A 25,697-nucleotide genomic window follows, 5' to 3' on the forward strand; every position below is an offset into this window, starting at 1 on the left:
ACACGAATACTGTTATATGTGTCGAGTTCCCATGATTGGGTAATGAGCGCACAGGTACGAAAACCGACCGCCAGACTGTGCGAGCAATGCGGTCGAGCCGAAGTATGGGACGAAGACCTCGAAGCGTGGCAACTCGCCCGCGAAGACGGCGTGAAACAGGTAGGCAACCCCCACTGCATTCACGAGTGGGACATTAACGGGACGTTCAATCCGGTCGATAACCCCGATAGCTAGCGACGCCGTCTTCACAACCCGGCGTCGGTCCCCGGACGTGACGGTGTTCTTTTCCCCACCTCTACCGTAGTCGATGCTATGCCGACCGTATACATCACCGCCCCTCCCGACGCCGCCGACGAAATCGCCGAGACGCTCGTTGCGGAGCGACTGGCCGCGTGCGTCAACCGGCTATCCACGACCTCGACGTATCGCTGGGAGGGCGACGTTCACCGCGACGAGGAGGTGATCTTGCTGGCCAAAACCACGGACGATGCGTACGACGACGTCGTCGCACGTGTGACGGAAATCCACCCGTACGACGTCCCCTGTCTCGAGCGGTTCGACGAACGGGACGTCCTCGAGTCGTTCGCCGAGTGGCGAGCCGAAAGCGTCGAATGACGAGCCGCCGACGATGAGTAGCGGGCGGGGAACGTCGAGCAGTACAGCGCGGGATCGGCGGAGGTACGTCAGCTGTTCACAGCCGAGGACTGCGCGAAAAAGCAACCCTTAAAACTCGCGCACGGGTTGTGACGGGTATGGCTGGAACCATCGAAGTGCTCGTTCCGGGCGGCCAGGCCAACCCTGGCCCGCCGCTCGGTCCCGAGCTCGGACCGACGCCCGTCGACGTGCAGGCTGTCGTAGAAGAGATCAACGATCAAACCGCAGCTTTCGACGGAACGGAAGTTCCCGTCACCGTCGATTACGAGGACGACGGGTCTTTCGAGATAGACGTCGGTGTCCCGCCGACGGCGGCGCTCATCAAGGATGAGGCCGGTTTCGAAACCGGAAGCGGCGAACCGCAGGCGGACTTCGTCGCCGATCTTTCCGTCGAACAGGTCAAGACAATCGCCGAACAGAAACACCCCGACTTGCTCGCCTACGATACGATAAACGCTGCGAAGGAAGTCGTCGGCACCTGCGCCTCGATGGGCGTTACGATCGAGGGCAACGACGCCCGAGAATTCAAAGAATTGGTCGACGGCGGCGAGTACGACGACGTGCTCGCGGGCGAAGCAGAAGCGTAATTCACACGCGCTCGTCACGCGAGCGGGAGCATTACTTGCTTTCGTATTTTGTCGGACGGGACGAGTCGTTCCTCGTCGGCCGAACTGAGGGGAGGATCTGAAAGACGCGTCCGGCGGGTTCAGATAACGTTGCCTGACGGCCGGTACCGAACCCGAGGAACGGATCTCGAGTATCGGTTACGGCCGCACGAGAAGCGAAGCGACGAGATTCAGCGAGGTACACCTGCCGGTTGAATCGACGGGCGGCTCGGACGCGTCAAATCTTGTTTGCAGGCGGGATCGTTCGATCGTCCGGCCGCGCCGCGCCGACGCCATCAAACAGGACGCGAACGCTTGCACCGATTCCGAGTGCGCCGGCAAGACCAGTGAAAACGACGGCCGTCGGAAACGCAAGTCCGGCGAGTCCGCTCAAAAACGCGCCGACGAAGACACCTGCCCACAGGCGATCGACGCGGAATCGTGAGGTGAGGGTTTGGCCGATCGCTGTGAATCCGATCGCCGTCACCGGAGGGAGAACCGTTACACCGAATATGACCAGTGGAATCGCAAAGAAGCTCCCGACGCTCGTGTCTACGATCAGAATCCCCGTACTCGCAAGACCTGCGACAACGAGCAGACTCGGAAGGCCAATGCTGAAAGAAATAACGGGACTGCGGCGGGATTTCGCTACCGCGCGCGTCGCATCACTCTGGAGCAGTCCGAGCACGACGACCGCGACGAACAACGTCCCGGCAAACTGAACGCCTGCCCGGAGGTGCGGTTCGAGCGATCGATACGCCTCGAGACTGCCACCGTGTCCCCCCATGGAGGCGGCCGTATCGAACGCCGGCACAGCGATCATTGTATATATTTCTACTGGCCACATACGTGTGTGATACACAATAACGAATTATAGAACTTCCGGTCATCGAACAGGAATGCGGATCGGACGACTCTCGGAGAATACGACGTCGGTCGGTACCGATCGTTTCGACCAGAGACCACTCCGTTCCGGGAGCGAAGTGCCGACCGTCGTCGTGAGATGGGTCTGCGCCGGTTCGACGGGTTTAAGTTCGGCATGGCACTTGGTTCAAGGGAGACAGGCATCGCCTGTTTCACTGACCCGTAGGAGCAGTCCTGCGTACTACGGAGGTGAACGATGGCAGATTCGGATATTGAAACAGCAGTAGCCCGCGCACTCGAGGATTCCCCTAATCGGAACTTTACCGAGACAGTGGACCTCGCGATTAATCTGCGCGACTTAGACCTTAACGAACCGTCGAACCGCGTTGACGAGTCGATCGTCCTGCCGTCCGGAACCGGCCAGGAGACTCGCATCGTCGTCATCGCCGAGGGAGAGACCGCAGTCCGCGCCGAAGAGGTGGCAGACGAGGTTCTCTCGGAAGACGACGTGGCCGATCTGGACGACGACGACGCCAAAGACATGGCCGACGAGACGGACTTCTTCATCGCCGAAGAGGCGATGATGCAAGACATCGCCCGGTACCTGGGTACCATTCTCGGTCCCCGTGGGAAGATGCCGGACCCGCTCTCGCCCGACGACGACGTCGTCGAAACCGTCAACCGGCTGAAAAACACCGTGCAGCTTCGCTCCGGCGACCGACGAACCTTTCATACCCTCGTCGGTGCCGAAGACATGGATGCCGAGCAGATAGCCGATAACATCGACGTTATTCTGCGACGCCTGCACGCCGACCTCGAGAAGGGGCCCCAGAACATCGATGCCGTCTACGTAAAGACGACGATGGGGCCGTCCGTGGAGGTGGCCTAACATGAGCGCACAGGCCGAACGCAAAACCGAGAATCTTCCGCAGTGGAAACGTGAGGAGGTCGACGAACTCGAGTCCCTCATCGAGGACTACGAGAGCATCGGCGTCGTCGGCATTGCCGGCATTCCGAGCAAACAACTCCAGGACATGCGCCGCGAACTGCACGGTACCGCCGTGTTGCGCGTTAGCCGCAACACGTTGCAGACGCGGGCGCTGGAGGACGCCGGACTCGACGGCCTCGTCGATCAGGTCGAAGGGCAGGTGGGTCTCGTCGCAACGAACGAGAATCCCTTCTCACTCTACAAGGAACTCGAGGCCTCGAAGACGCCCGCCCCGATCAACGAGGGCGAAGTAGCGCCGAACGACATCGTCATCCCCGAAGGGGATACCGGTGTCGATCCGGGGCCGTTCGTCGGCGAACTTCAGCAGATCGGTGCGAACGCCCGGATCGAAGAGGGCTCGATTCAGGTCATGGAAGACTCGACGGTCCTCGAGGCCGGCGAGGAAGTGTCGGCTGATCTATCGAACGTCCTCAGTGAACTGGGTATCGAGCCGAAAGAGGTCGGTCTCGACCTGCGTGCCGTCATCGCGGACGGCGTCGCGTTCGATCCCGAAGACCTCGACATCGACATCGAGGCGTACCAGAGCGACGTCTCGACGGCGGCCGCCCGCGCACGGAACCTCGCGGTCAACGCGAGTTTCCCGACCGCGGCGACGGCCTCGACGCTCATCGCCAAGGCTACGGGCGAGGCCAAGAGCCTCGGTCTGCAGGCCGCAATCGAGGACGAAGCCCTCATGCCCGACCTCGTCAGCAAGGCCGACGCACAGTTGCGTGCGCTCGCAGGCCAGATCGACGACGACGAAGCGCTGCCTGACGAGCTCCAGGAAATCGAGGTGCCCGCCGAACCGGCGGAGACGGACGAAGCGGAATCGACGGACGAACAAGAAGACACCGAGGCTGCGACCGACGAAGACGAAGAGGAGGACGACGACGATGACGACGGCGATGGCGCGGCCGGTCTCGGCGAAATGTTCGGCTAATAACTATCGGAGGAACTTACAATGGAATACGTATACGCTGCACTCATCCTGAACGAATCGGACGAAGAGATCAACGAAGAAAACCTGACGAACGTACTCGACGCTGCCGGCGTCGACGTCGAAGAGTCTCGCGTAAAGGCGCTCGTCGCCGCACTCGAGGACGTCGACATCGACGAGGCAGTCTCGGAAGCCGCAGCAGTCCCCGCTGGTGGCGCCGCCGCAGGCGCTAGCGCAGGTGGCGAGGCTGCAAGCGACGAAGCGGAAGAGGAAGAAGTCGAAGAGACCAGCGACGTGCCGGACACGACGGACGAAGACGACGAGGAAGACGAAGAGGCCAGCGGCGAGGGTCTCGGCGAACTCTTCGGATAACTCCGTTCCGTCGATTCGGTTTCGACGAACAAACACTGTCGATTTTTATTGCGTCGGACGGTGACCGATGCCTCCATCGAGCCGATAGTTCGATCGGTTGGCGCATGACACGACGAGTCTCGCCCCTCTGAGTCCGAGGGCCTATAAACCAGTGGGCGGCCAGAAGGGCCGATGGCCGCTTCAGTCGAGTTCGTCTCCCAGCCGTCGGTGACTATGCAGTTGCTCGCGTGGATCCTCGCCGGATCGCTACTCGGTAGCTGTAGTGGCCTCGTGCCTGGGCTTCACGCGAACAATTTCGCACTTTTGCTGGCGGGGATCGCACCGTCGGTTCCCGGCCCACCGCTGTTCGTCGGTTGCGCGATGCTCTCGGCAGGCGTCGTTCATACCTTTCTCAACGCTGTTCCTGCGATGGCCCTTGGCGTCCCCGACGCAGAGATGGCCGTCACAGCGCTGCCGGGTCATCGATTGGTTCTCGCCGGGCGAGGCTACGAGGCGATCCGTCTCTCCGCACTCGGTAGCCTTCTCGCCGTTCTCGCAGCGGTTCCGCTTGCTGTACCCGTAACGTGGGCTATAACGTCCGTGTATCCGACAATTCGATCCCACCTCTCGCTTCTCCTCGCGACGGTCGTCGTCGCGTTGATCGCATCGGAGCGTACGAGGCGTCGGCGATTCGGTGGGGTTCTGTCCTTTACGCTCGCGGCCACCCTCGGTGCATTCGCGCTCGATCTCTCGACGGATGCGCCCCTCGAGGCGGGTGGTACGCTCGCCCCGTTGTTCGCTGGCCTGTTCGGTGCACCAGTGTTGATCGAGGCGATCCGTGGGAACGGCATCCCTCGCCAGACCGGCCACGACGTCGCGATGTCGCGAGGCCTCGTCGGACTTACAGCGGTAGCCGGCACGCTCGCCGGTGCTGCAGTCGGTTATTTGCCCGGTATCACAGCAGCAACCGCTGCTGTCGCGGTCCTGACCGTCGTTCCAGAACGGGCCAGCGACCGAGGCTACATCGTCGCGACGAGCGGCGTTGACACTGCAAATACGATCTTCGCGCTCTTCGCACTGGTTGCAATCGACCAGCCTCGAACAGGCGTCATGGTCGCCTTCCAACGGGTGAACGCGCCACTCGAGCTGCCGATATTGGTCGCGGGCGTCGTTATATCGGGAGTAGTCGGTTTTGTCCTCGTGATCGTCATCGGGGACGCGTATCTCGACCTCGTCGGCCGACTGGCGTACTGGAAGATTTCGGCCGCTGTTCTCGCTGTATTGCTCGGCCTTTCGTTCCTCTTTTCCGGTCCGATCGGCATCGCAATCTTCGTTGCAGCGACCGCCGTCGGACTCGTACCGGTTCGATTGCACGCCCGTCGCATTCACCTGATGGGCGTTCTCATCGGACCGCTGCTATTCGGTTTATGACATCCTCCCCGGCGTGAACGCCGGGGTTTCCTCCGTGGAAGTCCCAGCCGGTCTACGACTCGCCGGAGGCAACATTCCCGTCATGGTGGACGGTACTCGGGTCTGTGCGCTGTTCTTTGGGACGTTCGTGGGGGTGTGGTGTCCCCGACCAGTCGTGGTCGTCCCACTCGAATCGTGCTCGAAAACGCTGCGCGTTTTCGGCATTGCGGGATCGAAGATCCCGCTTGCAGTCAGAAATCGACTGATTTCTGACGACATCCCGGAACTCTTTGATTTCCGAGGACACGGGCCGTGCCATCGGCCTGACTGCCTGTTCTGTGTGCCGCTTCAGGAACGTTTCTGACGCTGTGAGATCGGCGTGCCCCTCAAACCCACACGGACAGGTGAGCGTGTCCTGATGCCGTGTCGGTCGGTCTGTGCCGCCACACTGCGGGCACTCTTGGCTGGTCCACGCTTCCGACCGGACTTCGACCGAGATACCGTATTCCTCGGCGGTACAGACCAGTCGCTCGGTGAATTTCTTGAACGACCAGAAGTTGTGGGTCTTGGCGTTGGTCTCGACCGACCAGTGCGTGTCCAGCACGTCGGTCAGGCCACCGATATACACTGTGTCCACGCCCTCCTCGTACAGTCGTTCCAGCAGGTCACGACACAACGCTTCTTGAGCGTGGTCGCGGCGACGGGTTCGCTTCCGATACAGTCGCCGGATACGCCCGCTGCTGTATTGGCCTTCTTCGAGTTTCGACTGCAACCGGGCGATTTCTCGCGTCGTCTCGCGGAACCGCTGGAACAACTCACGGCCCTCGTACAGGTATTGCTCGCCGGTCGTCGTGGTACAGGCGACGAGATTGTTCGCACCAATGTCCAGAGCGGCCGTCTCTGCGGCCAGTGGAGTTGCCCGTGCATCGTCAGAAACAGTCACGGGTTGCGAAGCCCTGAACGTGCAATCAGTCTCGTCGTCCCACAGGTCCAACCGGCCCTGTTTCTCGTAGTCGGGCCAAGTCGGGTCGCCAGCGATCTCCAAGCGGAGACGCCCGGTGTGGTCGTATCGGTCTTTCAACTCACTCCCAACCAGTATCTCAAGTCGGGAGCGGTCGCCCCATTCGACGGTGTACGACGTGTTGCGAATGACGGTTTTGAGTTGTCGCCCATCGTCCTCGTTACCACGGAATCCCGGCGGTTCCGGGTGGTCCGTGATGGACGTGTTCGACTCGTCGTGATACTGGTCTTTCAGCCGGAAGAACCCGCGCCACGCTTCGCTGTTCTTTCGTATCACCTGTTGGGCAGTGGACGCACCAAGAACACCTTTGTACTTGCCTTCGAGGCTGCCGGTGTCGGCGTCCCACACATCGCCCTCAAAGCCGTCCTCGTCGTTATCAAGCAAATCGTAGATTTGCGGACATCGCGGAGCGTTGCTCCGCTCAGTACCGCATGAGGCGCTGATAGTTGACCTGGTTCCAGAGAGCGGCGGAAGCGTCCAACAGATCCCGTAGCAGTTGCTCTCCACTGTCGGAGAGTGGTCGCACGGTGAACGTGTTGGTACGCTTCATACCACAATCGTTATCACGTCTTCGCGTCAAATAAGTCTTGTGAGACAATGCGACCAGCAATAGATATTTCGTATGGACTCCACGGACGGGTGAAAGACTACGCCGAAGCAACCGACCAGTCGCTCGATGAAGCGTATATCGAGGTGCTAGAAACAGGACTTGACACGTTGGAGACTCCAGATCAGCAGTAACGCGGTGGTTTCACACAGGAGTTACCGCGATTCACGCCCGCCCTGTTCGGTCCTCGGTTCCGACAGAACGTCGGAACACTCGTCCCTCACGGGAAGGGCAGGACTCTCTCGCTGTTACAGGTAGCCTTCGTTCGACACTCGTATCGACCGATCACGCCCGGTCCCACACAACTCATCTTACGTACCCTCATTAGCACACCAGTCACTCGAGTTCGGGACTCGAATCTCCGTTGATCGAATCTTGAACCGTCGCCACGAGATCTGCGACGCGCTCTGCGGAGATCGGATTCGCCGCCTCGTCATCCATTTTGAGCGCTGTTCCGACGATGATGCCGTCCGCACCGGCCTCGAGGCAGTTATTTGCAGTGTCGCTGGTTACGCCACTGCCGACGAATACAGGAGCGCGTTTGTGTCCTCGGTCGGCGAGCGCTTCCGAGACGCGTTCGATTTCCGCGAGCGGGGTCTCGACGCCCGTCTCCGGTCCTGAGACGATCACGCCGTCCGCCCGCCCGCGCTCGATCGTTTCGAGGGCTGCACGGTCGATGTCACGCTCGCCGATCGGACTCGCGTGTTTGACGTGAACGTCCGCGAGGAGTCCGACGTCTGCCTCGAGCCGGTCTCGAAGTCGAAGCGTCTCGTGGGCCCGCCCCTCGAGGAGCCCTTGATCGGTCGCGGCGGTACCGACGTGGACGTTGATGCGGACGAACGCGGCATCGGCGGCTGCGGCTATCGAAATCGCTGCCGCGGCGTCGTTGCGCAACACGTTGATCCCGACGGGCACGTCGACAGCGTCGGTCAGCGTCGACGCGAGAGCCGTCATTTCTGCGACGACGTGTTTCGGCACGTCCTCCGGATAGAACGGCGCATCGCCGAAGTTCTCGACGATGAGTCCGTCGATGCCGCCGGCTTCGAGGCGACGAGCATCCTCGAGCGCACGGGTTCGGACGGCGTCGCGGTCGCCGTCGAAAGCCGGCGCGCCGGGCAGTGCCGGGAGGTGAACCATACCGACGACGGGATGGTCCGCATCGAAGCGCTCGAGGATGGTCGTATCCCTGACCATGCCGCTTCTGAGTGCGCGATCGGAATAAGTTGGATGGCACTCGGGGTCGAGAACGGTTTCGACTGAAACCTCGAGTCGGCAATCGCTGCTCCATCCTGAGTCGTTTTCTCCCCGCCGTCGCTACGTCCGATCGATGCCTGATGCGCTTTCTCCGTTATCGCTGCGAGGCGTGACGAGTCCGAATCGAATCGCCGTTTCGCCGATGTGTCAGTACTCGTGCGCACCGGACGGGCTTCCGACCGAGTGGCATCGTGTCCACCTCGGGAGTCGCGCCGTCGGCGGTGCCGGTATCGTGATGACCGAAGCGACCGCCGTCGATCCGATCGGTCGAATCACGCCCTCGGATCTGGGGATCTGGAGTGACGACCACGCGGCCGCGCTCGAGCCGATTACCGATTTCGTTCGCAACCAGGGCGCGGTCCCGGGGATCCAACTTGCCCACGCCGGCCACAAGGCCAGCAAGAAGCGGCCGTGGGAAGGAAATGTTCCGATTCAGCCCGATAACGGCGGCTGGGAGGTCCTCTCGCCGTCGCCCGAGGCGTACCCGCCGTTCGACGGGGACCGCCCGGCGATGCGGAAGGCCGATGGAGACGACATCCAGAACGTGATAGACGCCTACCGGGACGCGGCCGAGCGCTCGCTTGCCGCCGGGTTCGAAATCGCCGAGGTTCACGCGGCCCACGGGTACTTGTTCCACGAGTTTCTTTCGCCGGTCACGAATCGCCGCGCCGACGACTACGGCGGCAGCTTCGAGAACCGAACGCGATTGCTCCGTGACGTCGTCACGGCCGTTCGCGAGGTATGGCCGAACGACCAACCGGTCTTCGTCCGCATCTCGGGGACCGACGGGCTAAACGATCGCGAGTCGTGGGACATCGACCAGTCGGTGCGGCTGGCCGACGACCTTGCCGGACTGGGGGTCGATCTGGTCGACGTCAGTTCCGGCGGTATTCACCCGGAACAAGCGATCTCGGGAGGTCCGAACTTTCAGGTTCCGCTGGCCGAACGTGTTCGCGATGGAGCCGACGTCGCGGTCGGCGCGGTCGGCGGCGTCACTGAACCCGAACAGGCAGATGCGCTGGTTCGAAACGGGCGAGCCGACCTCGTCCTGGTCGGTCGGGAGTTCCTCCGGGACCCGTATTTCGGCCTGCGCGCAGCGGGTGACCTCGAGGGCGATTCCGATACCGTCACCGAACGATGGCCGGTTCAGTATCGACGAGCCGTCCCCAGGTAATCCACTGGTTCTCGGATCAGTTACGCTTCGTCGTATTCGGCCAGCCACTCGTCGACGGACGACTGAAGTGCGCCCGTCGTCGTGCCGATGTTCAGTAGTTGGTAGCCGTTTTCGGCCTTCTCGTTGACGTCGTCCATACCGAATCCGAGCCCGCCGACGGGGACGTCCGCGTCGACGGCGGCCGATCGAATCGTTTCGACAGCTTCCTCGACCTCAGGATGGTCGAACTCGCCTGGATGGCCCAGCGAAACCGAAAGGTCGAGCGGCCCGATGAAGACGAATCCGAGTTCTGACACCTCGAGAATCGCGTCGAGGTCGTCGAGTGCGTCTCTGGTCTCGACGGTGACGCCGACGACGACTGACTCGTCTTCGCTCGTCACGTAGTCGTCGCTCAGACCCCAGCGGCCCGCTCGTGGGGACGCCATACCGCGCCGTCCCGGTTCCCCCTCGTACTCGAACCGACCGGCTCGTACCGCGGCCCGGAGTTCCTCGGCGCTGCCGACCCGCGGAAGGAACACGTTCCGAACGCCGACGTCGAGTGCCTTCCGGACCACCGTCGGATCGCTGTCCGGGACGCGCACCAGCAATTCGGTGGTAGTGCTGTCCACTGCACGGAGAAGTTCCTCCAGTCGACCGGCATCCCACGGGCTCGGCCCGCCGTGTTCGAGGTCGATCCAGACGAAATCGACGCCCATCGTGGCGTAGAGTTCGACGACGGTCGGACTGTACGTGGTATCGAGGATGCCGAGTGAAACCTCGCCGGCCTCGAGCGACTCGCGGATCGCGTTCCCTCGTGGACTGTGACCCATGCCCTGCGTACCACGGCTACCACTAAAACCGCGTGTCCGTCCGTCGCTACCGGTGACGTTCTTCGACTCGAGGGCGTCTTACGTGTCTTTCCATTTGATCGAACACCCGCGAGACGGCTGCCACTCGAGGCCGACGTCCTCTCCCGCGAGGACGGCTTCGATCGCTTCGCGGATGTGATACCGGGTCGGCTCGTCGTCCGGATTGAGGGCGTCGTCGAGTCGACCCTGATAAACCAGCCGGAACTCCCCGTCTGCGTCACCCGACTCCGTTGCTCGACCCTCTGGGTCGCGTTGCGACGTCCGCCGTTCGAAGAGGAACGGGTCCGGCGTACAGACCGCACCGTACGCGCGGGCCACGTCCTGGCTGTCGTCGCGCAGGTAGGCGTCGTAGTCTACTTTCCCCTCAGAGACGAATTCCTGCATCATTTCGAACGAATCCTCGGGATATGCTTCGGCGTCGTTTGGGTTGATACCGACGACCGCTACGTCGTCGTACTCTGTGGCAAGTTCGTTCAACAGATCGAACTTCGCCTGCGCGTACGGACAATGGTTGCACGTAAAGACGAGTAACAGCGCTTCGGCGTCCGCGAACGATTCGAGCGAATAGGTATCTCCGTCAACACCCTCGAGTTCGAAGTCGGGTGGGGTATCGCCGGCTTCGAGTTCCGAGTCTGATTCCATCGTGACCATACCGAAGATACCATTCGTTCGTCCTTAATCGTCACGTTCGCCACGACTGCCCGCTCGAGTCGAACGCCAGAATCGGGGATCAGATCCCGTGGAATTCGCCGCTCTGCCCCGGTTCGAGTACGATTCGATCCGACTGTTCGGATGGTTGTAACAACGTATTATCCCTTTTCGCCTCGTCAATTGGACTATGCAAGGGCTTCGCTGGCTCCAGATGACAGACGAAGAGATGGCCGAGTTCCTCGGACGGGGTGGAACGGGAGTGATCTCGTTTGCACAGGATCCAAGTGATCCACCGGTCTCGATACCGGTGTCGTATGGATTCAATCAGGATGAACAGCTGTTTTATTACCAGCTGTCGTTTCCCCGGGATAGTAGAAAGGGGGAGCTAGTCGAAAAACCCGTTTCCTTCGTCACCTACGACGAGACGGACCGTGGGTGGCAAAGCGTCATCGCAACTGGCACGCTGGAGGACCTCGAGGACAAACCGTACGAATCCGCGACGATTCAGGGAATGTGGGCCATTCAGATTCCGAGAGTCGACATCTTCGAGCGGCCTCGAGAGGAGGTGACGTTTCGGTTCTTCAGCCTCGATCCCGAAATGTTGTCGGGACGAAAGGAAGTGCCGTCTCGCTCGTGACCGAGAATCGCCCTCCAGTCTGGCGATTGCTCGACCCGATCTCAACCGCCTAATTCTGCGATCGCAAGCAGTATACCGGGGACGACTATGAGGGCGAACCCCCCGGCGTTCAGGAGTAGTGGAACGACGAGCAATCCCATGTCGGTCGCCAGCCACAGGCCGAGCCAGCAAGGATCGCGAGTACGCCCACTAACCGGATGAGCTACACGAACGCACCCTCGAGTTCCGAGTCGGCGACTGCGTCGACGAGTTCGAGAACGTCGTCCATATTCGGGAAGGGTTACCGTCCGAAGCCCTGTAGTATCGGCGGTGTTCGGCCGCCAGCGGCCCGTGGGACTTTCCGTCCGCAATCGATCGAGATGAACGAAAATCATTTCGCGAACAATGTGAGCGAAACTATTCCGAAACCGCAGTTTCAGCCCCGAACGATTGCATCATCGGCTCACTAACTGACCCAAGTAGGGACGAGCAGGCACGACTCACATATTTGTACCCTCGGCATAATCGACGGGGTATGCAAACACTCGAGGTCACCGACGAACAGTACGCGTTCATCCAGCACCTCCGAGAGGAGATTTCGGAATCGGTCGTCGGCAAGTACGGATTCGTTCGCGAACAGGACGCCGTCCAGTTTCTGATAGACAATCTCGACGAAGACGTCGAGGTTGCCGCCGACGGAGACTTCGATTCCTCGGCGACGGATGACGTGTCCGCGTCCGTCGTCGCTGCCATCGACGACGACGCCGATCCAGACGAATTCGAGGAGGTGTCCTACATCGAAGACGAGTCGGTCAACACTGACAGAACACCGGACGAGAACCCTGACGACCGCGAGTCAGAATCGGACGGCTCGGATGATTCAGAGGCGGACGGTTCAGCCGAAGATGGCGGCAGTGCAGACGACGAGGAGGCAACGAGCGATGCTGACGGCGACGATACCGGCACTTCCGACGACGACGGCTCGGCCGACGACGATACCGGCACTTCCAACGACGACGGCTCAGCCGACGACGACGATATGTTAGACGAGATGATGAGCCTGCTCGAGACCTACGACGACAAGTGGGAGGAGTCGGATTCCGCGGACTACCGGTACGCCGTCGAACTCCCCGACGGATCGACCGACCAGGTCCAGACGAAAGACGACGTGCGGGCGCTGCTGTTCAAGAACTATCGATAAGTTGCCGACGCAGGACCGTCGAACTCGGTTCGGACTCTTCGGTTCCCGTATCGATGCGTCGCCGGGTCTTTGTTACGCGGGCAATCGTTGCTCGCTCTGGCGGGACTCTGTCGCTTACGCGAGACCGATACAAGAACGTTAGAACTTTACTCGCGCTCGCGCTTCCAAGCGGTATGAGCGAACGCGAGGTGCTCGAGTTGCTTCGTGAGAACGCGCGATACTCCGCTGCAGATATCGCGCGAATGACCGACCTCGAGGAACGAGAGGTCGAGGCAGCCATCGAGGAACTCGAGGCAGCAGGCCTCGTCCGTGGCTATCAGGCAGTCGTCGACTGGGACCGACTCGAAGACGAGCGCGTCCGGGCCGAAGTCGAGTTGAACGTCCGTCTCGACCGCGAAACGGGCTACGACGACATCGCAGAGCGCCTTGCGCGGTTCCCGCAGGTGAAAGCCCTGCGCCTGGTCAGCGGCGACTACGACTTCGACATGGAAGTCGAGGGGGACTCTATCCGCGAGGTGTCCCAGTTTATTAGCGAAAAGGTCGCTCCCGTCCCCGAGATCACTCAGACGGTCACCCATTACGTCATGACCTCGTACAAGGAAAACGGGATCGAACTGGGCGACGGGGAAGACGACGATCGGCTCTCGTTCTCACCCTGACCATGACGTTCGAACTGTCAGACCGCGTGCAAGCGGTTCCGCCGTCGGGAATCCGACGGTTCTTCGAGATCGCCGAAGAACGCGACGAAGTCATCTCACTGGGCGTCGGGGAACCGGACTTCGCGACGCCGTGGGCGGCCCGCGACGCCGCGATAACGTCGCTCGAGCAAGGAAAAACCTCCTACACGGCGAACAGGGGCAAGCGCGAACTCCGCGAGGCGATCGCCGATTACGTCGCCGACCGATTCGACCTGGGATACGCTCCCGACGAGGAAATCCTCGTCACCGCCGGTGCGAGCGAAGCCGTCGATCTCGCCTTCCGAGCGTTCGTCGACCCCGGTGACACGGTTGCGATCGCTCAGCCGTCGTACATTTCGTACGAACCCGGCGTGATCTTCGCCGGCGGAGACGTATTGCCGGTCCCGACGAGAGAGGAAGACGACTTTCGGCTTACCGTCGAGGGCTTAGAGCAGGCCGGTGCGGCCGAAGCGGACGTGCTGGTCCTCTGCTATCCGAACAATCCGACGGGTGCGATCATGCCCGCCGACGACCTCGAGCCAATAGCCGAGTTCGCCTGCGAGCACGATCTGATGGTGCTCTCGGACGAAATTTACGCGGAGCTAACGTACGACGGCGACCATACCTCGATCGCGAGTTTCGATGGGATGCGCGAACGGACCATCGTTTTCAACGGCTTCTCGAAGGCCCACGCGATGACCGGCCTTCGACTCGGGTACGCACTCGGACCTGCCGACGCCATCGGTGCGATGAACAAGATTCACCAGTACACGATGCTCTCGGCTCCGACGACGGCACAGTACGCCGCGATCGAAGCGCTTGACTCCTGTGCGAGCGATGTTCAGGAGATGGTAGACCAGTACGACCGTCGTCGACGGTTCGTCCTCTCGCGGTTCCGAGAGATCGGAATGGACGTCTTCGAGGCGAAAGGGGCGTTCTACTGCTTCCCCGAGGTGCCTGAGGGCTTTACAGCGGAAGAATTCGCCGAGGAAGTCCTTCGGGAACAGGGCGTCGCCGTCGTTCCGGGCGACGTCTTCGGCGAGGGCGGCGCAGGTCACCTGCGGATCTCGTACGCGACCGGCCTCGAGGACCTTCGAAACGCGTTAAACCGGATCGAGGCGTTCGTTGGGAACCGGAACTGAACCGTCTTCGTCTTCGTTTTCGTCGCCGGCACCGCCGACGCTGGCGCCATGATCGATTGTCCGATGCCAATAGTCGTCTTCTCAAGGAGTCGTCTCAGGACTCGAGTGCTTCTTCTTCGAGCCAGGTGGTGGCCCAACACTCGATTTCGTCGAAGACCGGTGCGAGCGATTCGCCCTTGTCGGTGAGGCTGTAGAAGGTGGCGATAGGGGCGTCCTCTTCGATGCGACGTTCGACGAATCCCATCTCGCCGAGATCGTCGAGGACGCGCGAGAGGGTGCGCGCGTTCGCGCCGGTCGATCGTTTGAGTTCGTTGAATCGTTGCTCACCGTCTAGCAGTTCGTGAAGGACTGCGAGTCGCCACCGGGACCCGATCTGCTCGAGGGAGGCGATGACAGGACAGGCATCCGCGCTTCCGTCGCGGGATTTTGTTTGTGGAGATGACATCGGGACGTGCTGTCGACGGCTACGTTGCGGACGGGTTTAGTAGTTCGTATCAGAACCAGATAACAGGATGTTATCTCCGGCCGGTCGCCCCGGACTCCGAGTTACAGTCAGGGCGATTCGACGGCATTCTCGCAACCGGAACGATCGTCGGCGATCGACTCACCGGCGACTCACGGCCCCACGAGGCGCTGGTGATCGACTGCAGGTCTCTCGAGTGATCCTTCGGGACCGATGGCTCCGAACCCGCTCGCAGTTCACCATGGCAAACTATCACGTCACCGGGCCACATGAGACGTCCGACCCGGTCCTTATACAAGTCGATGACGTTTGACTTGTATGAGCGATCGAGTCGGGGACACCGACTTGGAACTATTGGCGGGTGCAGGCGATTCCGATGCCCACCGGCGATGTCGCGCACTGCTATCCGCTATCGATGACGGAATCGCGATCGCCGACACAGACGGTGATCTGACGGACGTAAACGAGCGAGCCGAGGATATCCTCGGGAGACCTCGAGAAGCGCTTGTCGGTTCCTCATCCGACGATTCGCGCTGGCACCTCCTTGACCGAAACGGCGAGCGACTCGAGGCGAACGATACCCCGTTCGATCGAATTTTCGAGCGGAAGAAGCCGATATACGACCAGACGATTGGTCTTCGCCGTCCATCCGGGGAGCGCGTCTGGCTGTCGGTCAACGGGGCACCGCGGTGGACCGGGAACGACGAATTCGACGGCGCCGTTTTCGTTTTCGAAGACGTGACCGGGAAACGAGACGTCGATATAGAACTCGAAGAAATTCTCGGACGGATAACCGACGGCTTCTACGCCCTCGACGAGGAGTTTCGGTTCACGCACGTCAACGAACGGGCCGAGGAACTGCTCGAGTCGACCGAGGACGAACTCCTCGGAGAGAATCTGTGGGAGCAGTTCCCTGAGGCTGCCGAAATCGACGTTGTGAGGCACGCCTTCGATTCGGCGATGGAAACGCAAGAGTCCCAGAGTTACGAACTCTACTACGCTCCACTCGACTTCTGGGTCAAGGCGACCATCTATCCCTCCCGGACCGGCGTGTCGGCGTATTTTCGAGACGTTACTGAGCGCAAGGAACGCGAATTCGAACGTGAGGGGATGTTTCGAGACTTGCAAGAAAGCGAAGAGCGGTTACGTCTCGCACTCGAGGCCGGGGAGATGGGGACGTGGGAACTCGACCTGGAAACCGAGGAATCGCCGGTCCGGTCGCCCGAACACGACCGCATTTTCGGCTACGAGGAACCGCGGGAGGACTGGAGCTTCGAGGCCTTTCTCGATCACGTCCATCCGGACGACCGCGAGAACGTAGAACGGAGCTTCGAGGATGCATTCGAGACGGGGACGTGGGATGTCGAGTGTCGAATCATCCGAGCAGACGGCGAGCAACGGACGATCGCGGCCAGGGGAGAATTTCATTTCGACGGCGAGGAGGACCCGGTTCGTACAGTGGGTGTGGTCCGAGATGTCACCGAACGGACGGAACGTGAACGCTATCTGGAGGAGGCGAAGGCGCAACTCGAAGCCGCGACCGAAGCCGGCGCGGTCAGTACCTGGGAGTGGCACATACCGGAGAATTCGTTCGTCACCGGGGCCTCCTTTGCTCGAACGTTCGACATCGATCCGGACGCGGCACGCAACGGGGTCCCAATCGAACGATTGCTGACGTCGATCCACGAGGACGACCGCACCCGTGTCGAAGACCAGATCGAAGCGGCCCTCGAAACCTGTGGGGAATACGAATCCGAGTATCGAGTCTGGAACGCAAACGACGAGCCCCGGTGGGTCATCGCACGCGGACACGTCGAGTGTGACGACGATGGCAACGCCGAGCGATTCCCCGGGGCGCTTACCGACATCACGGAGCGAAAGCGAGCCGAACTCGAACTCGAGAAACAGTCGCGGGAACTCGAGACGCTGTTTCGAGTGCTCCCCGTTGGCGTCGTCGTCGCGAACGCGGACGGCTCACTGCGCAGAGCGAACGACACCGCCAGGGAAATCTGGGGCGGCGACGTCTTCGATGCGGAATCGGTAGAGGAGTACGAAAAGTATTCCGCGGTGTGGGCGGACTCCGGTGACCTGGTCGGACCGAGAGACTGGACGATGGCGCAGGTGCTCGAAGGCGAGGAAGTGACGGACCCGAACGTCTACCAAATCGAGACGTTCGACGACGAACGGCGAATCATCATGGAGCACGGAATGCCGGTCCGAGACGGACGCGGCGATGTGAGCCGTGCGGTCGTTACGCTCACAGACATCACCGAACGTCGGGATTACGAACAGGCCCTCGAGGAACGCGAACGCCAGCTGTCGACGCTGATGGAAAACGTTCCGGGAATGGTCTATCGCTGTCGCAACGAACGAGGCTGGCCAATGGAATTCGTCAGCGATGCTTGCCGTGAGATCACCGGGTACACATCGGAGGCTCTGGAAACGGGGGAGGTATCCTACGGTGACGACATCATGCTGGAAGCGGATCGCGACGAGGTGTGGGAGGACGTCCAGCAACCAACGGGCGACCGCGATACCTATTCGCTCAGTTATCGGATCGAAACCGACGACGGCGAACGCAAGTGGGTTCGATCGTACGGCCGCCGTCTCTTCGACGACGATGAGACCGTCGTCGCCCTCGAGGGAATACTCTCCGACATCAGCGAGCGAAAACGTCTGGAGACCGAACTCAAAGAGTCGAACCGCCGACTCGAGCAATTTGCTTACGCCGCTTCCCACGACTTACAAGAGCCGCTTCGTATGATTACGAGCTATCTGCAGTTGCTCGAGACGCGATACGGTGACACGTTCGACGAGGACGGCCAGGAATTTCTCGACTATGCCGTCGACGGAGCCGAACGGATGCGCGAGATGATCGATGCACTGCTTACGTACTCGCGTGTCGACACGCGCGGTGATCCGTTCGAACCGGTCGATTTAGACGCCGTGCTCGACGACGTCCGGGAGGATCTGCAGATGCGAATCGACGAAAGCGACGCTTACATCTCGTCAGGTTCCCTTCCTCGAGTGGCGGGCGACGTCAGCCAGTTGCGTCAGGTCTTTCAGAACCTCCTGCGAAATGCGATCGAATACAGCGGCGATGAACCACCGCGGATCGACGTCACCGCCGAGCGGGACGGCACCGACTGGATCGTCTCGGTCCGCGACGAGGGAGTCGGAATCGATTCGGACGACACGGATCGTATTTTCGAGGTGTTTCAGCGGCTGCATACGCACGAGGAACATCCCGGTACCGGCATCGGACTCGCGCTCTGCCGACGCATCGTCGATCGTCACGGCGGTGAGATCTGGGTCGACACGGAACCGGGCGACGGTGCGACGTTCTCGTTTACGCTGCCCGCCGACACGTGAGGGAACTGTCCAGGGCATACCCGGATTCGCTTCGGCACTCTTCGTCCCCACAACGGTTCCCCTTCAGACGGTCTGAGGAGAGGTACGAGTAACGAAGGGATGCGTTAGATCCGACCACCGTCGGCGCAGTTCTCACTGGTCACGAACGCTCGCCGCATCGCTCTCGATCCGTCTCTTCGCTCTCGATCCGTCTCTTCGCTCTCGATCCGTCTCTTCGCTCTCGGTCCGTCTCTTCGCTCTCGGTCCGTCTCATCGCTCTCGGCCCGTCTCTTCGCTCTCGAGCAATGCCTCGAGGCGCTCGAGGGACCGCAAACTGATGGGTGCGTATCCTGACTGGTGGATCGGGAGTTCGAACGCGATCCGGCAGCGGCCGTCGCGGAGGTCGTCGACGCGGTGGGCGGCGGCCGGAATCCCCGAAACGCGCCAGGTCCACCGTCGGTCCGTACAGGAGGTGATCCGAAACGGGACCCAGACGCCGGGGAGTCTCACCCGACCGGTGGTCCCGGTTCGAATTCGGCGGTCGGTCGTCTCGACGCCGAGAACGATCGGTGACCACTCCTGCCATCGCCTCGTATCGACGATTGCATCCCAGGCGTCGGCTGCGGGGGCGGACAGAACGGTTGAGACCTCGAGGCGGCGACCGTCCGGCGTTTGCGTAGTCCGGACTCGAGTCATCAGGAGATCCTACGCGGCCCGTCACCATGGGGATTTGGACTGGGGTGCTGGCGAGACGGTCGACACGGCGATGTCAATACAGTGACTATCAGTGGCCGCTAGCTTTTACTGGAGTGGCTCCCTCGGTCGCGCTATCCAATGGCGATACTCGAAGTGGATGGCTTTCGGAAGGAGTACGACGGCTTCGTCGCCGTCGAGGGGAACTCCTTTACGATCGAGCGCGGAGAGGTTTTCGGCGTCGTCGGGCCGAACGGCGCTGGGAAGACGACGACGCTGAAGATGCTGGCAGGGTTGATCGAACCCTCCGCGGGCACGGCCGTCGTCGCAGGCCACACCCCGGGGGAGCCTGCGATGCAGCGTCGGCTCGGCTTTCTCCCCGAAGAGTCGCCGCTGTACGAGGAAATGACCGCGGTCGACTACCTCGAGTTCTTCGCCGACCTGTACGACGTTCCCGGCGACGTCGCCCGCGAGCGAATCCACGACTTGCTGGATCGACTCGACCTCGAGCACCGCGACAGGCAGATCGGGAACATGTCGAAGGGGATGCAACGGAAGGTCGCCATCGCGCGAGCGCTGGTAAACGATCCAGACGTTCTGATCTTCGACGAACCGGCGTCGGGACTGGATCCGTTGACGACCAACTACATCATCGAGTTCACCCGCGAACTGAGCGACGAGGGAAAGACGATCGTCTTCAGCGCGCACAACCTCTTTCACGTCGAGAGCATCTGCGATCGGATCGTCATCATGAACGACGGCCGGATCGTCGCCCGCGGGACGCTCGAGGCGATCAGGGACGCCCACGGCGGAACCGAGTACCACGTTTCTGCGACGGTCGACGGGAGTGACGGTCTCGAAGCGACGGCGAGGCTGATCGACGTGACTCGTGAAAACGGCAGGGTTCGCCACGTGGTCGGCGATATAACCGCCGTCGACCAGATACGGGAAGCCGTCGAGGAAGCGGGCGGCCGCGTGACCGACATCCAGACGAAGACGCCGAGCCTCGAGGAAATCTTCCTCGAGGTGGCACGCGAACCGGACACGGAGGCCGAGGCGTGACCGAGGACGGTGACAGTATCGATCCCGAGTCGGCCGGGATGGGCCCAGTCCGAGACAGTCCGGTGCGCTCGATCAGTGCCTACATCGGCGGCGTCAGCTCACGTACGGCTCGCATTGCCCGCTGGGAGGTGTCCAGAAGCGCCGGCACCGTCGATCGGAAGACGGCGGTCGCACTCGTCGTGATCGTCTTCGTCGTCGGGACCGCGGGATTCTCGGCCGCCGACGCGGGACTCGGATTGGAACAGGAGATTTACGTCGTCGGCGTCGACGGTGACAGCCGGTATTACGATGCCGCCGTTTACAGCGAGCAGTTCCGGCCGGTCCCGCTCGAGACGATCGATACCGATGCCGACGCGGGTTCGACCGTCGACGTAGTAGTCAGTCGAAACGGCCGGCTCGAGCCCGTGGGAGATAACGGCAAGGCCGCTGCCGACGAGTTTCGCGGGGCAGTCGAGGCCTACAACGCGAAGCTGATGAACGAGGAATCCGATCGGGACGCAGCCTATCCCGTCCTCGTCTCGCTCGAATACCAGGATCGGGATCTGGACGGGGCGACGGTTTCCAGTGGGGGGAGCGAAAGCAACGGCGGGGCGGACAGTGCCGGGGATGGAACCACGAGTCGCTCGGACGGAACCGCCGGTGACGGAAGCGAGACCGGACGTGACGGCAAAGGCGCACTCGACGGTGACGACTCGGACGGTCGGCTTCAGGTTCCCGGCGTCGGTGGCAGCTCGACGACGGGGACGGCACCGGGGACGCCCGGGACGATCGCACCGCCATTTCCGTTCGAGTCGCTCGTGCTTGCGTTCCTGTTCGTCGTTCCAATGAACTTCGTCATACAGGCATACGGAAGCACGATCATGGACGAGCGGATCAATCGGCGGGGTGAACTGTTGCTGGTCTCTCCGGCGTCACGACACGAGATCGTCGCTGGGAAGACCCTGCCATATCTGTGCGGGCTCGTCGGCATCGTGGTGGCGATTGCGATCGCGATCGGCGGCGGACCACTCGCCGTCGCAGCGGTGCTTCCGATCGCGTTGCTCTTTCTGGCCTCGATGTTCGTCGGTGCGATGCTCGCACGCTCGTTCAAGGAACTCACGTTCGTGACGGTGACGATCAGCGTCTCGTTGACGACGTATACGTTCATTCCGGCGGTCTTTACCGACGTCCACTCCATCGCGCTGATATCGCCGTTGACGCTGGTCGTAATGGACCTTCAGGACGAATCGGTCCGGATCGGCGAATATCTGTTTTCGACCGCGCCTTTCTACCTCAGTGCAGCCGTCTGTTTCCTCATCGGTGTCGGCGTGTACCGCGAGGAAGACATGTTCACACAGAAGCCGATTCCGACGAAGGTCGTCGACGCGATCGCGAGCCGTATCCACGGCCGTCGGAGTATTCCGTTGCTATCGATTCTTTTTATCCCGTTCGTCTTCGCGAGTCAACTGCTCGCCGTCGCCTTACTGTTCGTCGTCCCGCGGTTTATCGCGGTGCCTCTGATCATCGTCGTGGCTGCAACCGTCGAGGAATTCGCAAAGAGCATTCACGTCTACGCTGGCTTCGCGCGATCGAGATTCGACGCGACGCTCCGGACTGCCGCAGTAGTCGGCGCACTTTCCGGCGGGGGCTTTTTCGTCGGCGAGAAACTCACCCACGTCGTCCAATTCGTCGGCTTACGCGAATTACCGGTCGGCACAGCAGCATTCGGCCCTCCAGTCTCGAGCGATCCCCTCGTCGCCCTCGCGGTATTACTCGCGCCCCTCGCCTTGCACGTCGTGACGGCCGTTATCTCGGCGCTCGGAGCGATTCGCGGGCGGACGGGGTACGCCGCGGGTTTGCTCGTCGCGACGCTGGTTCACGCGGCCTACAATCTGGGGGTGGTCCTCTTTGTCGCGTGAAGACGTTCGCGACCGGCCTGATGAGCCAAACCGGCTCCGTAGCGACACCGATTCCGATAACTCGAGTCACCGAGGTCCGAACCCGCCGGCGCGCTCGGACGGCGGTACCGAATCGGGTTCCTGGCGGGCGCGCTGGGCCGTCGCTCGGCGCGAACTTGGCTCGCTGCGTTCCGAGAAGACGATCATTCTCGCGCTAGCGATCCAGTTGTTCATCGCGGCGTTCTCCTCGTTTCTGGTCGTCGGCCTCGTCTCGTTGTACGATCCCGGCGCGGTCAATAACTATCAAACAGCAGTTGCCGTTACCGGTGAGGACGCCGACACCCTGCTCGCGGTCGCAAACGAACGGGACGGAATCACCGCCGAGCACTACGGGGACCGCGGGGCCGCCTACGAGAGCTTCGAAGCCGGCGGGGTATCCGCCGTCCTCGATGCGCACAGAAACGACGACGGCCGACTCAGCGTCAGGGTCACCGCACCCGAAGAAGGAATCCGGACGACGCTCCTCGTCGTGCAACTCCGCGATACGCTGGAGCACGTCGAGCGCGTCGAACGCGAACGAAACGCCGAGGCCGGTCGGCTCGAGCGGGCACCGTTGCCGGTTCCTGCCGAAGTCGGAGCGAGTCCGTACGTCGGCTTTACGTACACCGTTTTGCTTCCGCTGTTGTGTTTCCTTCCGGTGTTCATCAGCGGGTCGATCGTCGTCGACTCGCTGATCGAGGAGCGCCAGCGGGGCACCCTCGAACTCCTTCGGGTCGCGCCGCTTTCGCTCGCCGACGTTGTCGACGCGAAGTTGTTGACGATGGCCGCGCTCGCACCCGTACAGGCGATCGCCTGGTTCCTCCTGCTGACGATCAACGGTACCTCGATCGCGGTGCCTGCTGCACTGGTCGTACTGGTGGCCACACTGGCACTGCTAGTCGTTACCGTCGGGGTCGCAGTCGCACTGGTCGCTCCGGACCGGCGGCAGGCCCAGTTAGTCTATTCAGTCGCCACCGTCGGTGCGCTGGTCGTCTCGACCGTTCTTCCCGAACATCCCGCCAACACGGTCGCGAAATTCGCGATCGGCAATCCGACGAGGACGACCTGGGGTCTGCTTGCCACGTACTGTCTGCTTGCAGTTGGCGCGTTCCTCGCCGTCAGATGGAGTATCGGTCGGCTCGACCCTGATTCGCTTTGAGGGGGCGGGCGAGTGGTGCGGTTGAATTTGGGGCCGTTCTCGCGGCTCGCGAACGGGGCTGCTCGTATCGTATCGGATCATACAAGTAATTTCGAATCGGATTGTCGCTGATGGCGACTGTAATGCGATATTATAACAGCTACTTAGCGCGCCGACGCGTTATGATCTCTATCCGTCGATGAGTGATCGCGATCCACCCGACCAGCGTCGAGTGAAACACGATTCGTCCGACCAGCACCGAGAAGATCACCGTTCGACCGGTCAGGAACCGGTCCGAGAGGCAGTCGAGCGCTCCAGAAGCGGCGCACCGGCGGTCGGTGCGGTCGTTCGCGATCGGTTCTCCTCCGACGAAATCTTCCAGCGGATCGTCGCCGCGGCCGACGAGGAGATCACTGCCGGAAGTCGCGAACTCTTCTTTAGCGGCCTCGCCGGCGGTTTCGCGATCACCATCACGTTTCTTCTCTACGCATCGCTGACGGCGTCGACCGGCGCCGATCCGATCCTGAGCACGCTTCTGTATCCGCTCGGTTTCATCTACATCATCATCGGCGGCTACCAGCTCTATACGGAGAACACGCTTCCGCCCGTTGCCCTGACCCTCGAGCGACTCGCCAGCGTCCCCGCGTTGTTGCGACACTGGACGATCGTTCTGGCGGGCAACTTCACCGGCGGCGGCCTCGGTGCGATTGCCCTCTCCTGGGGCGGTGTCTTCAACGACGAGGCGGCAGCCGCCGCCCTGAAACTGGCCGAAAAAGGGGTCGCGACGCCGTGGTGGTCGCTGTTCTCCAAGGCGGCGTTCGCAGGTCTGATCGTTGCGGGCGTCGTCTGGATCGTCTACGCGTCCCGGGATACTATTTCGCGATTCGTCGCCGTTTACATGGCCTTCCTCGCCATCCCACTGGGGGACCTGTTTCACGTCGTCGTCTCCTTTACCGAGATGGTCTATATGGTACTGGCCGGCGAACTCGCCGTTTTCGTCGGCATCACCGAGTTCGTACTGCCGGTTCTGCTCGGGAATACGATCGGCGGAATCGTGTTGGTCACCGTCGTCAACTACTTCCAGACGAGCGAGCGCCGTCTCGAGTCGGCCCGTTTCGAGGGGGCCGATCGACAACTGACGATTCGGGAGTGGCTGCTCGGGGGCTACGTGGGTCGTTCGTACGTTCCACTGATCGACACCGCCGAAACCCGTGCGGGCGACGATCACGCATATCGCATCCTCGTTCCGCTCTCGAACCCGCGAACCGAGTCGGCGATCGTCGATTTTGCCTGCACGCTTGCCAGCGGTCGCGAGAACGCGATCGTTCACGCCGTCCACGTCGTCCAAATTCCCAGCCGAGCGTCCATGCGATACGACGCCAGGCGGACGGAACGGATCGTCACCGAATCCGACGAACGGATGGCGGGAGTCCGACAACGGGCCGACGCCTACGACGTCGATTGCGAGACATCGACAGTCGTCTCCCATCGCTCGTTCGAGGATGTCTTCGCCACGGCGGAGCGCGAACAGACCGATCTCGTGCTACTGGGTTGGGGGGGCGACCGACCGTGGAGCACCGGTCGTGCCGAGCGTCGTATCGACGAGTTGACCCGCGACCTCCCCTGTGACTTTCTCATCCTCAAGGACCGAGATCTGGACACGTCACGGGTGCTCCTTCCGACGGCCGGCGGGCCGGACTCAGACCTGAGTGCTGAAGTTGCGCGGACGCTGCAAGTAAAATCCGGTGCCGACGTCACTCTCTTGCACGTCGTCGAAAACCGGGACGACCGCGAGTCTGGCGAGCAGTTCCTCGCCGAATGGGCTGGGGAACACGACCTCGAGGGCGCGACGATCACCGTCGACGATTCCGGCGACGTCGAAGGCGCCATTTGCCGCGCGGCAGCGGATCACCCGCTCGTTCTCATCGGTGCGACCGAAGAGGGCGTGCTATCACGACTCTTGAGAGACTCGCTTCACATGGATGTTGTCAACGAAGTCGACAGTTCAGTCTTGCTTGCCGAGCGACCGACCGACCGCTCAGTCCTCGACCGACTGTTCGGTCGCTGGTAGGGA

Annotated in this window: 26 protein-coding genes; 18 read left to right on the forward strand and 8 right to left on the reverse strand. The window is 61.7% G+C overall.

Translation table 11 applies throughout. The features are described from left to right. Nucleotides 1–42: 42 nt before the first annotated feature. The 3 genes from HYG82_RS40235 to HYG82_RS40245 all read left to right on the forward strand — a co-directional run bounded on the left by HYG82_RS40235 (nt 43) and on the right by HYG82_RS40245 (nt 1,241). A complete protein-coding gene (locus HYG82_RS40235; protein ID WP_179263688.1) occupies nt 43–234 on the forward strand; it encodes an HEWD family protein in 192 nt (63 codons plus the stop codon). 78 nt (nt 235–312) lie between these two features. Next, nucleotides 313–615: a divalent-cation tolerance protein CutA gene (gene cutA, locus HYG82_RS40240; RefSeq protein ID WP_179263690.1), complete on the forward strand. Its 303-nt coding sequence runs from the start codon at nt 313–315 to the stop codon at nt 613–615. A 137-nt stretch (nt 616–752) separates the two neighbouring features. After that, nucleotides 753–1,241 (forward strand): 50S ribosomal protein L11, encoded by a 489-nt coding sequence (locus tag HYG82_RS40245; RefSeq protein ID WP_179263692.1) that lies wholly within the window; start codon nt 753–755, stop codon nt 1,239–1,241. A gap of 256 nt (nt 1,242–1,497) precedes the next feature. Here the strand turns inward: HYG82_RS40245 and HYG82_RS40250 are convergent, their stop codons facing one another. Further along, nucleotides 1,498–2,082 (reverse strand): DUF8173 domain-containing protein, encoded by a 585-nt coding sequence (locus tag HYG82_RS40250; RefSeq protein WP_235217762.1) that lies wholly within the window; start codon nt 2,080–2,082, stop codon nt 1,498–1,500. A gap of 297 nt (nt 2,083–2,379) precedes the next feature. Between HYG82_RS40250 and HYG82_RS40255 the strand changes: the two genes are divergently transcribed. The 4 genes from HYG82_RS40255 (at nt 2,380) to HYG82_RS40270 (ending at nt 5,830) form a co-directional block, all read left to right on the forward strand. Further along, nucleotides 2,380–3,012: a 50S ribosomal protein L1 gene (locus tag HYG82_RS40255; protein WP_179263694.1), complete on the forward strand. Its 633-nt coding sequence runs from the start codon at nt 2,380–2,382 to the stop codon at nt 3,010–3,012. A 1-nt stretch (nt 3,013) separates the two neighbouring features. Further along, entirely contained in the window at nt 3,014–4,051 is a 1,038-nt protein-coding gene (locus HYG82_RS40260) for a 50S ribosomal protein L10 (protein WP_179263696.1), read from the forward strand. Between the two features lie 21 nt (nt 4,052–4,072). Further along, on the forward strand, nt 4,073–4,420 hold the full coding sequence (gene rpl12p, locus HYG82_RS40265; RefSeq protein ID WP_179263698.1) for a 50S ribosomal protein P1: 348 nt from the start codon (nt 4,073–4,075) through the stop codon (nt 4,418–4,420). Nucleotides 4,421–4,591: 171 nt separating this feature from the next. Next, nucleotides 4,592–5,830, forward strand: a complete 1,239-nt coding sequence (locus HYG82_RS40270) for a tripartite tricarboxylate transporter permease (protein ID WP_179263700.1) — start codon at nt 4,592–4,594, stop codon at nt 5,828–5,830. A gap of 52 nt (nt 5,831–5,882) precedes the next feature. Here HYG82_RS40270 and HYG82_RS40275 read toward each other — a convergent pair whose 3' ends face one another. The 3 genes from HYG82_RS40275 to HYG82_RS40280 all read right to left on the reverse strand — a co-directional run bounded on the left by HYG82_RS40275 (nt 5,883) and on the right by HYG82_RS40280 (nt 8,631). Beyond that, nucleotides 5,883–7,214: an RNA-guided endonuclease InsQ/TnpB family protein gene (locus tag HYG82_RS40275; RefSeq protein ID WP_235217763.1), complete on the reverse strand. Its 1,332-nt coding sequence runs from the start codon at nt 7,212–7,214 to the stop codon at nt 5,883–5,885. 37 nt (nt 7,215–7,251) lie between these two features. Beyond that, entirely contained in the window at nt 7,252–7,380 is a 129-nt protein-coding gene (locus HYG82_RS44390; RefSeq protein WP_284145012.1) for a hypothetical protein, read from the reverse strand. Between the two features lie 393 nt (nt 7,381–7,773). After that, nucleotides 7,774–8,631, reverse strand: a complete 858-nt coding sequence (locus HYG82_RS40280) for a BtpA/SgcQ family protein (protein ID WP_179263703.1) — start codon at nt 8,629–8,631, stop codon at nt 7,774–7,776. A gap of 133 nt (nt 8,632–8,764) precedes the next feature. Here HYG82_RS40280 and HYG82_RS40285 point away from each other — a divergent pair, with 133 nt between their 5' ends. After that, nucleotides 8,765–9,865 (forward strand): NADH:flavin oxidoreductase/NADH oxidase, encoded by a 1,101-nt coding sequence (locus HYG82_RS40285; protein ID WP_179263705.1) that lies wholly within the window; start codon nt 8,765–8,767, stop codon nt 9,863–9,865. Nucleotides 9,866–9,885: 20 nt separating this feature from the next. Here the strand turns inward: HYG82_RS40285 and HYG82_RS40290 are convergent, their stop codons facing one another. Both HYG82_RS40290 and HYG82_RS40295 read right to left on the reverse strand, forming a co-directional pair. Then, nucleotides 9,886–10,674, reverse strand: a complete 789-nt coding sequence (locus HYG82_RS40290; RefSeq protein WP_179263707.1) for an HpcH/HpaI aldolase family protein — start codon at nt 10,672–10,674, stop codon at nt 9,886–9,888. 78 nt (nt 10,675–10,752) lie between these two features. Next, entirely contained in the window at nt 10,753–11,364 is a 612-nt protein-coding gene (locus HYG82_RS40295; protein WP_179263709.1) for a thioredoxin family protein, read from the reverse strand. A gap of 187 nt (nt 11,365–11,551) precedes the next feature. On the opposite strand from HYG82_RS40295, the gene HYG82_RS40300 reads away from it, so the two are divergent. The 4 genes from HYG82_RS40300 to HYG82_RS40315 all read left to right on the forward strand — a co-directional run bounded on the left by HYG82_RS40300 (nt 11,552) and on the right by HYG82_RS40315 (nt 15,000). Continuing rightward, nucleotides 11,552–12,001: a pyridoxamine 5'-phosphate oxidase family protein gene (locus tag HYG82_RS40300; protein ID WP_179263711.1), complete on the forward strand. Its 450-nt coding sequence runs from the start codon at nt 11,552–11,554 to the stop codon at nt 11,999–12,001. 514 nt (nt 12,002–12,515) lie between these two features. Beyond that, nucleotides 12,516–13,181 (forward strand): hypothetical protein, encoded by a 666-nt coding sequence (locus HYG82_RS40305; protein WP_179263712.1) that lies wholly within the window; start codon nt 12,516–12,518, stop codon nt 13,179–13,181. A 173-nt stretch (nt 13,182–13,354) separates the two neighbouring features. Further along, on the forward strand, nt 13,355–13,840 hold the full coding sequence (locus tag HYG82_RS40310; protein WP_179263714.1) for an Lrp/AsnC family transcriptional regulator: 486 nt from the start codon (nt 13,355–13,357) through the stop codon (nt 13,838–13,840). Nucleotides 13,841–13,842: 2 nt separating this feature from the next. Continuing rightward, nucleotides 13,843–15,000, forward strand: coding sequence for a pyridoxal phosphate-dependent aminotransferase (locus HYG82_RS40315; protein WP_179263716.1), 1,158 nt, complete (start codon nt 13,843–13,845; stop codon nt 14,998–15,000). Nucleotides 15,001–15,094: 94 nt separating this feature from the next. Here HYG82_RS40315 and HYG82_RS40320 read toward each other — a convergent pair whose 3' ends face one another. Next, nucleotides 15,095–15,445, reverse strand: a complete 351-nt coding sequence (locus HYG82_RS40320) for a winged helix-turn-helix transcriptional regulator (RefSeq protein WP_179263718.1) — start codon at nt 15,443–15,445, stop codon at nt 15,095–15,097. Between HYG82_RS40320 and HYG82_RS40325 the strand changes: the two genes are divergently transcribed. Together HYG82_RS40325 and HYG82_RS40330 are read left to right on the forward strand one after the other, a co-directional pair. Beyond that, a complete protein-coding gene (locus HYG82_RS40325; protein ID WP_179263720.1) occupies nt 15,439–15,663 on the forward strand; it encodes a hypothetical protein in 225 nt (74 codons plus the stop codon). The genes HYG82_RS40320 and HYG82_RS40325 overlap by 7 nt on opposite strands. 118 nt (nt 15,664–15,781) lie before the next feature. Next, nucleotides 15,782–18,835 carry a PAS domain-containing sensor histidine kinase gene (locus HYG82_RS40330; protein WP_179263722.1) on the forward strand — a complete coding sequence of 1,018 codons (3,054 nt, stop codon included), beginning with the start codon at nt 15,782–15,784 and terminating at the stop codon, nt 18,833–18,835. 249 nt (nt 18,836–19,084) lie between these two features. On the opposite strand, the gene HYG82_RS40335 is transcribed toward HYG82_RS40330, so the two are convergent. Then, entirely contained in the window at nt 19,085–19,510 is a 426-nt protein-coding gene (locus HYG82_RS40335) for an SRPBCC family protein (protein WP_179263724.1), read from the reverse strand. Between the two features lie 138 nt (nt 19,511–19,648). Here HYG82_RS40335 and HYG82_RS40340 point away from each other — a divergent pair, with 138 nt between their 5' ends. The 4 genes from HYG82_RS40340 to HYG82_RS40355 all read left to right on the forward strand — a co-directional run bounded on the left by HYG82_RS40340 (nt 19,649) and on the right by HYG82_RS40355 (nt 25,694). Further along, complete coding sequence (locus tag HYG82_RS40340; protein ID WP_179263726.1) at nt 19,649–20,569, forward strand: ABC transporter ATP-binding protein; 921 nt, start codon at nt 19,649–19,651, stop codon at nt 20,567–20,569. Between the two features lie 38 nt (nt 20,570–20,607). Beyond that, a complete protein-coding gene (locus HYG82_RS40345) occupies nt 20,608–22,467 on the forward strand; it encodes an ABC transporter permease (protein WP_179264659.1) in 1,860 nt (619 codons plus the stop codon). After that, entirely contained in the window at nt 22,457–23,644 is a 1,188-nt protein-coding gene (locus HYG82_RS40350; RefSeq protein ID WP_179263728.1) for an ABC transporter permease, read from the forward strand. Before HYG82_RS40345 ends, HYG82_RS40350 begins: the two co-directional genes overlap by 11 nt. Before the next feature lie 178 nt (nt 23,645–23,822). Continuing rightward, nucleotides 23,823–25,694 carry a formate/nitrite transporter family protein gene (locus tag HYG82_RS40355; protein WP_179263730.1) on the forward strand — a complete coding sequence of 624 codons (1,872 nt, stop codon included), beginning with the start codon at nt 23,823–23,825 and terminating at the stop codon, nt 25,692–25,694. The last annotated feature ends 3 nt before the right edge of the window (nt 25,695–25,697 follow it).

The organism is Natrinema halophilum, assembly GCF_013402815.2.
GTDB lineage: Archaea > Halobacteriota > Halobacteria > Halobacteriales > Natrialbaceae > Natrinema > Natrinema halophilum.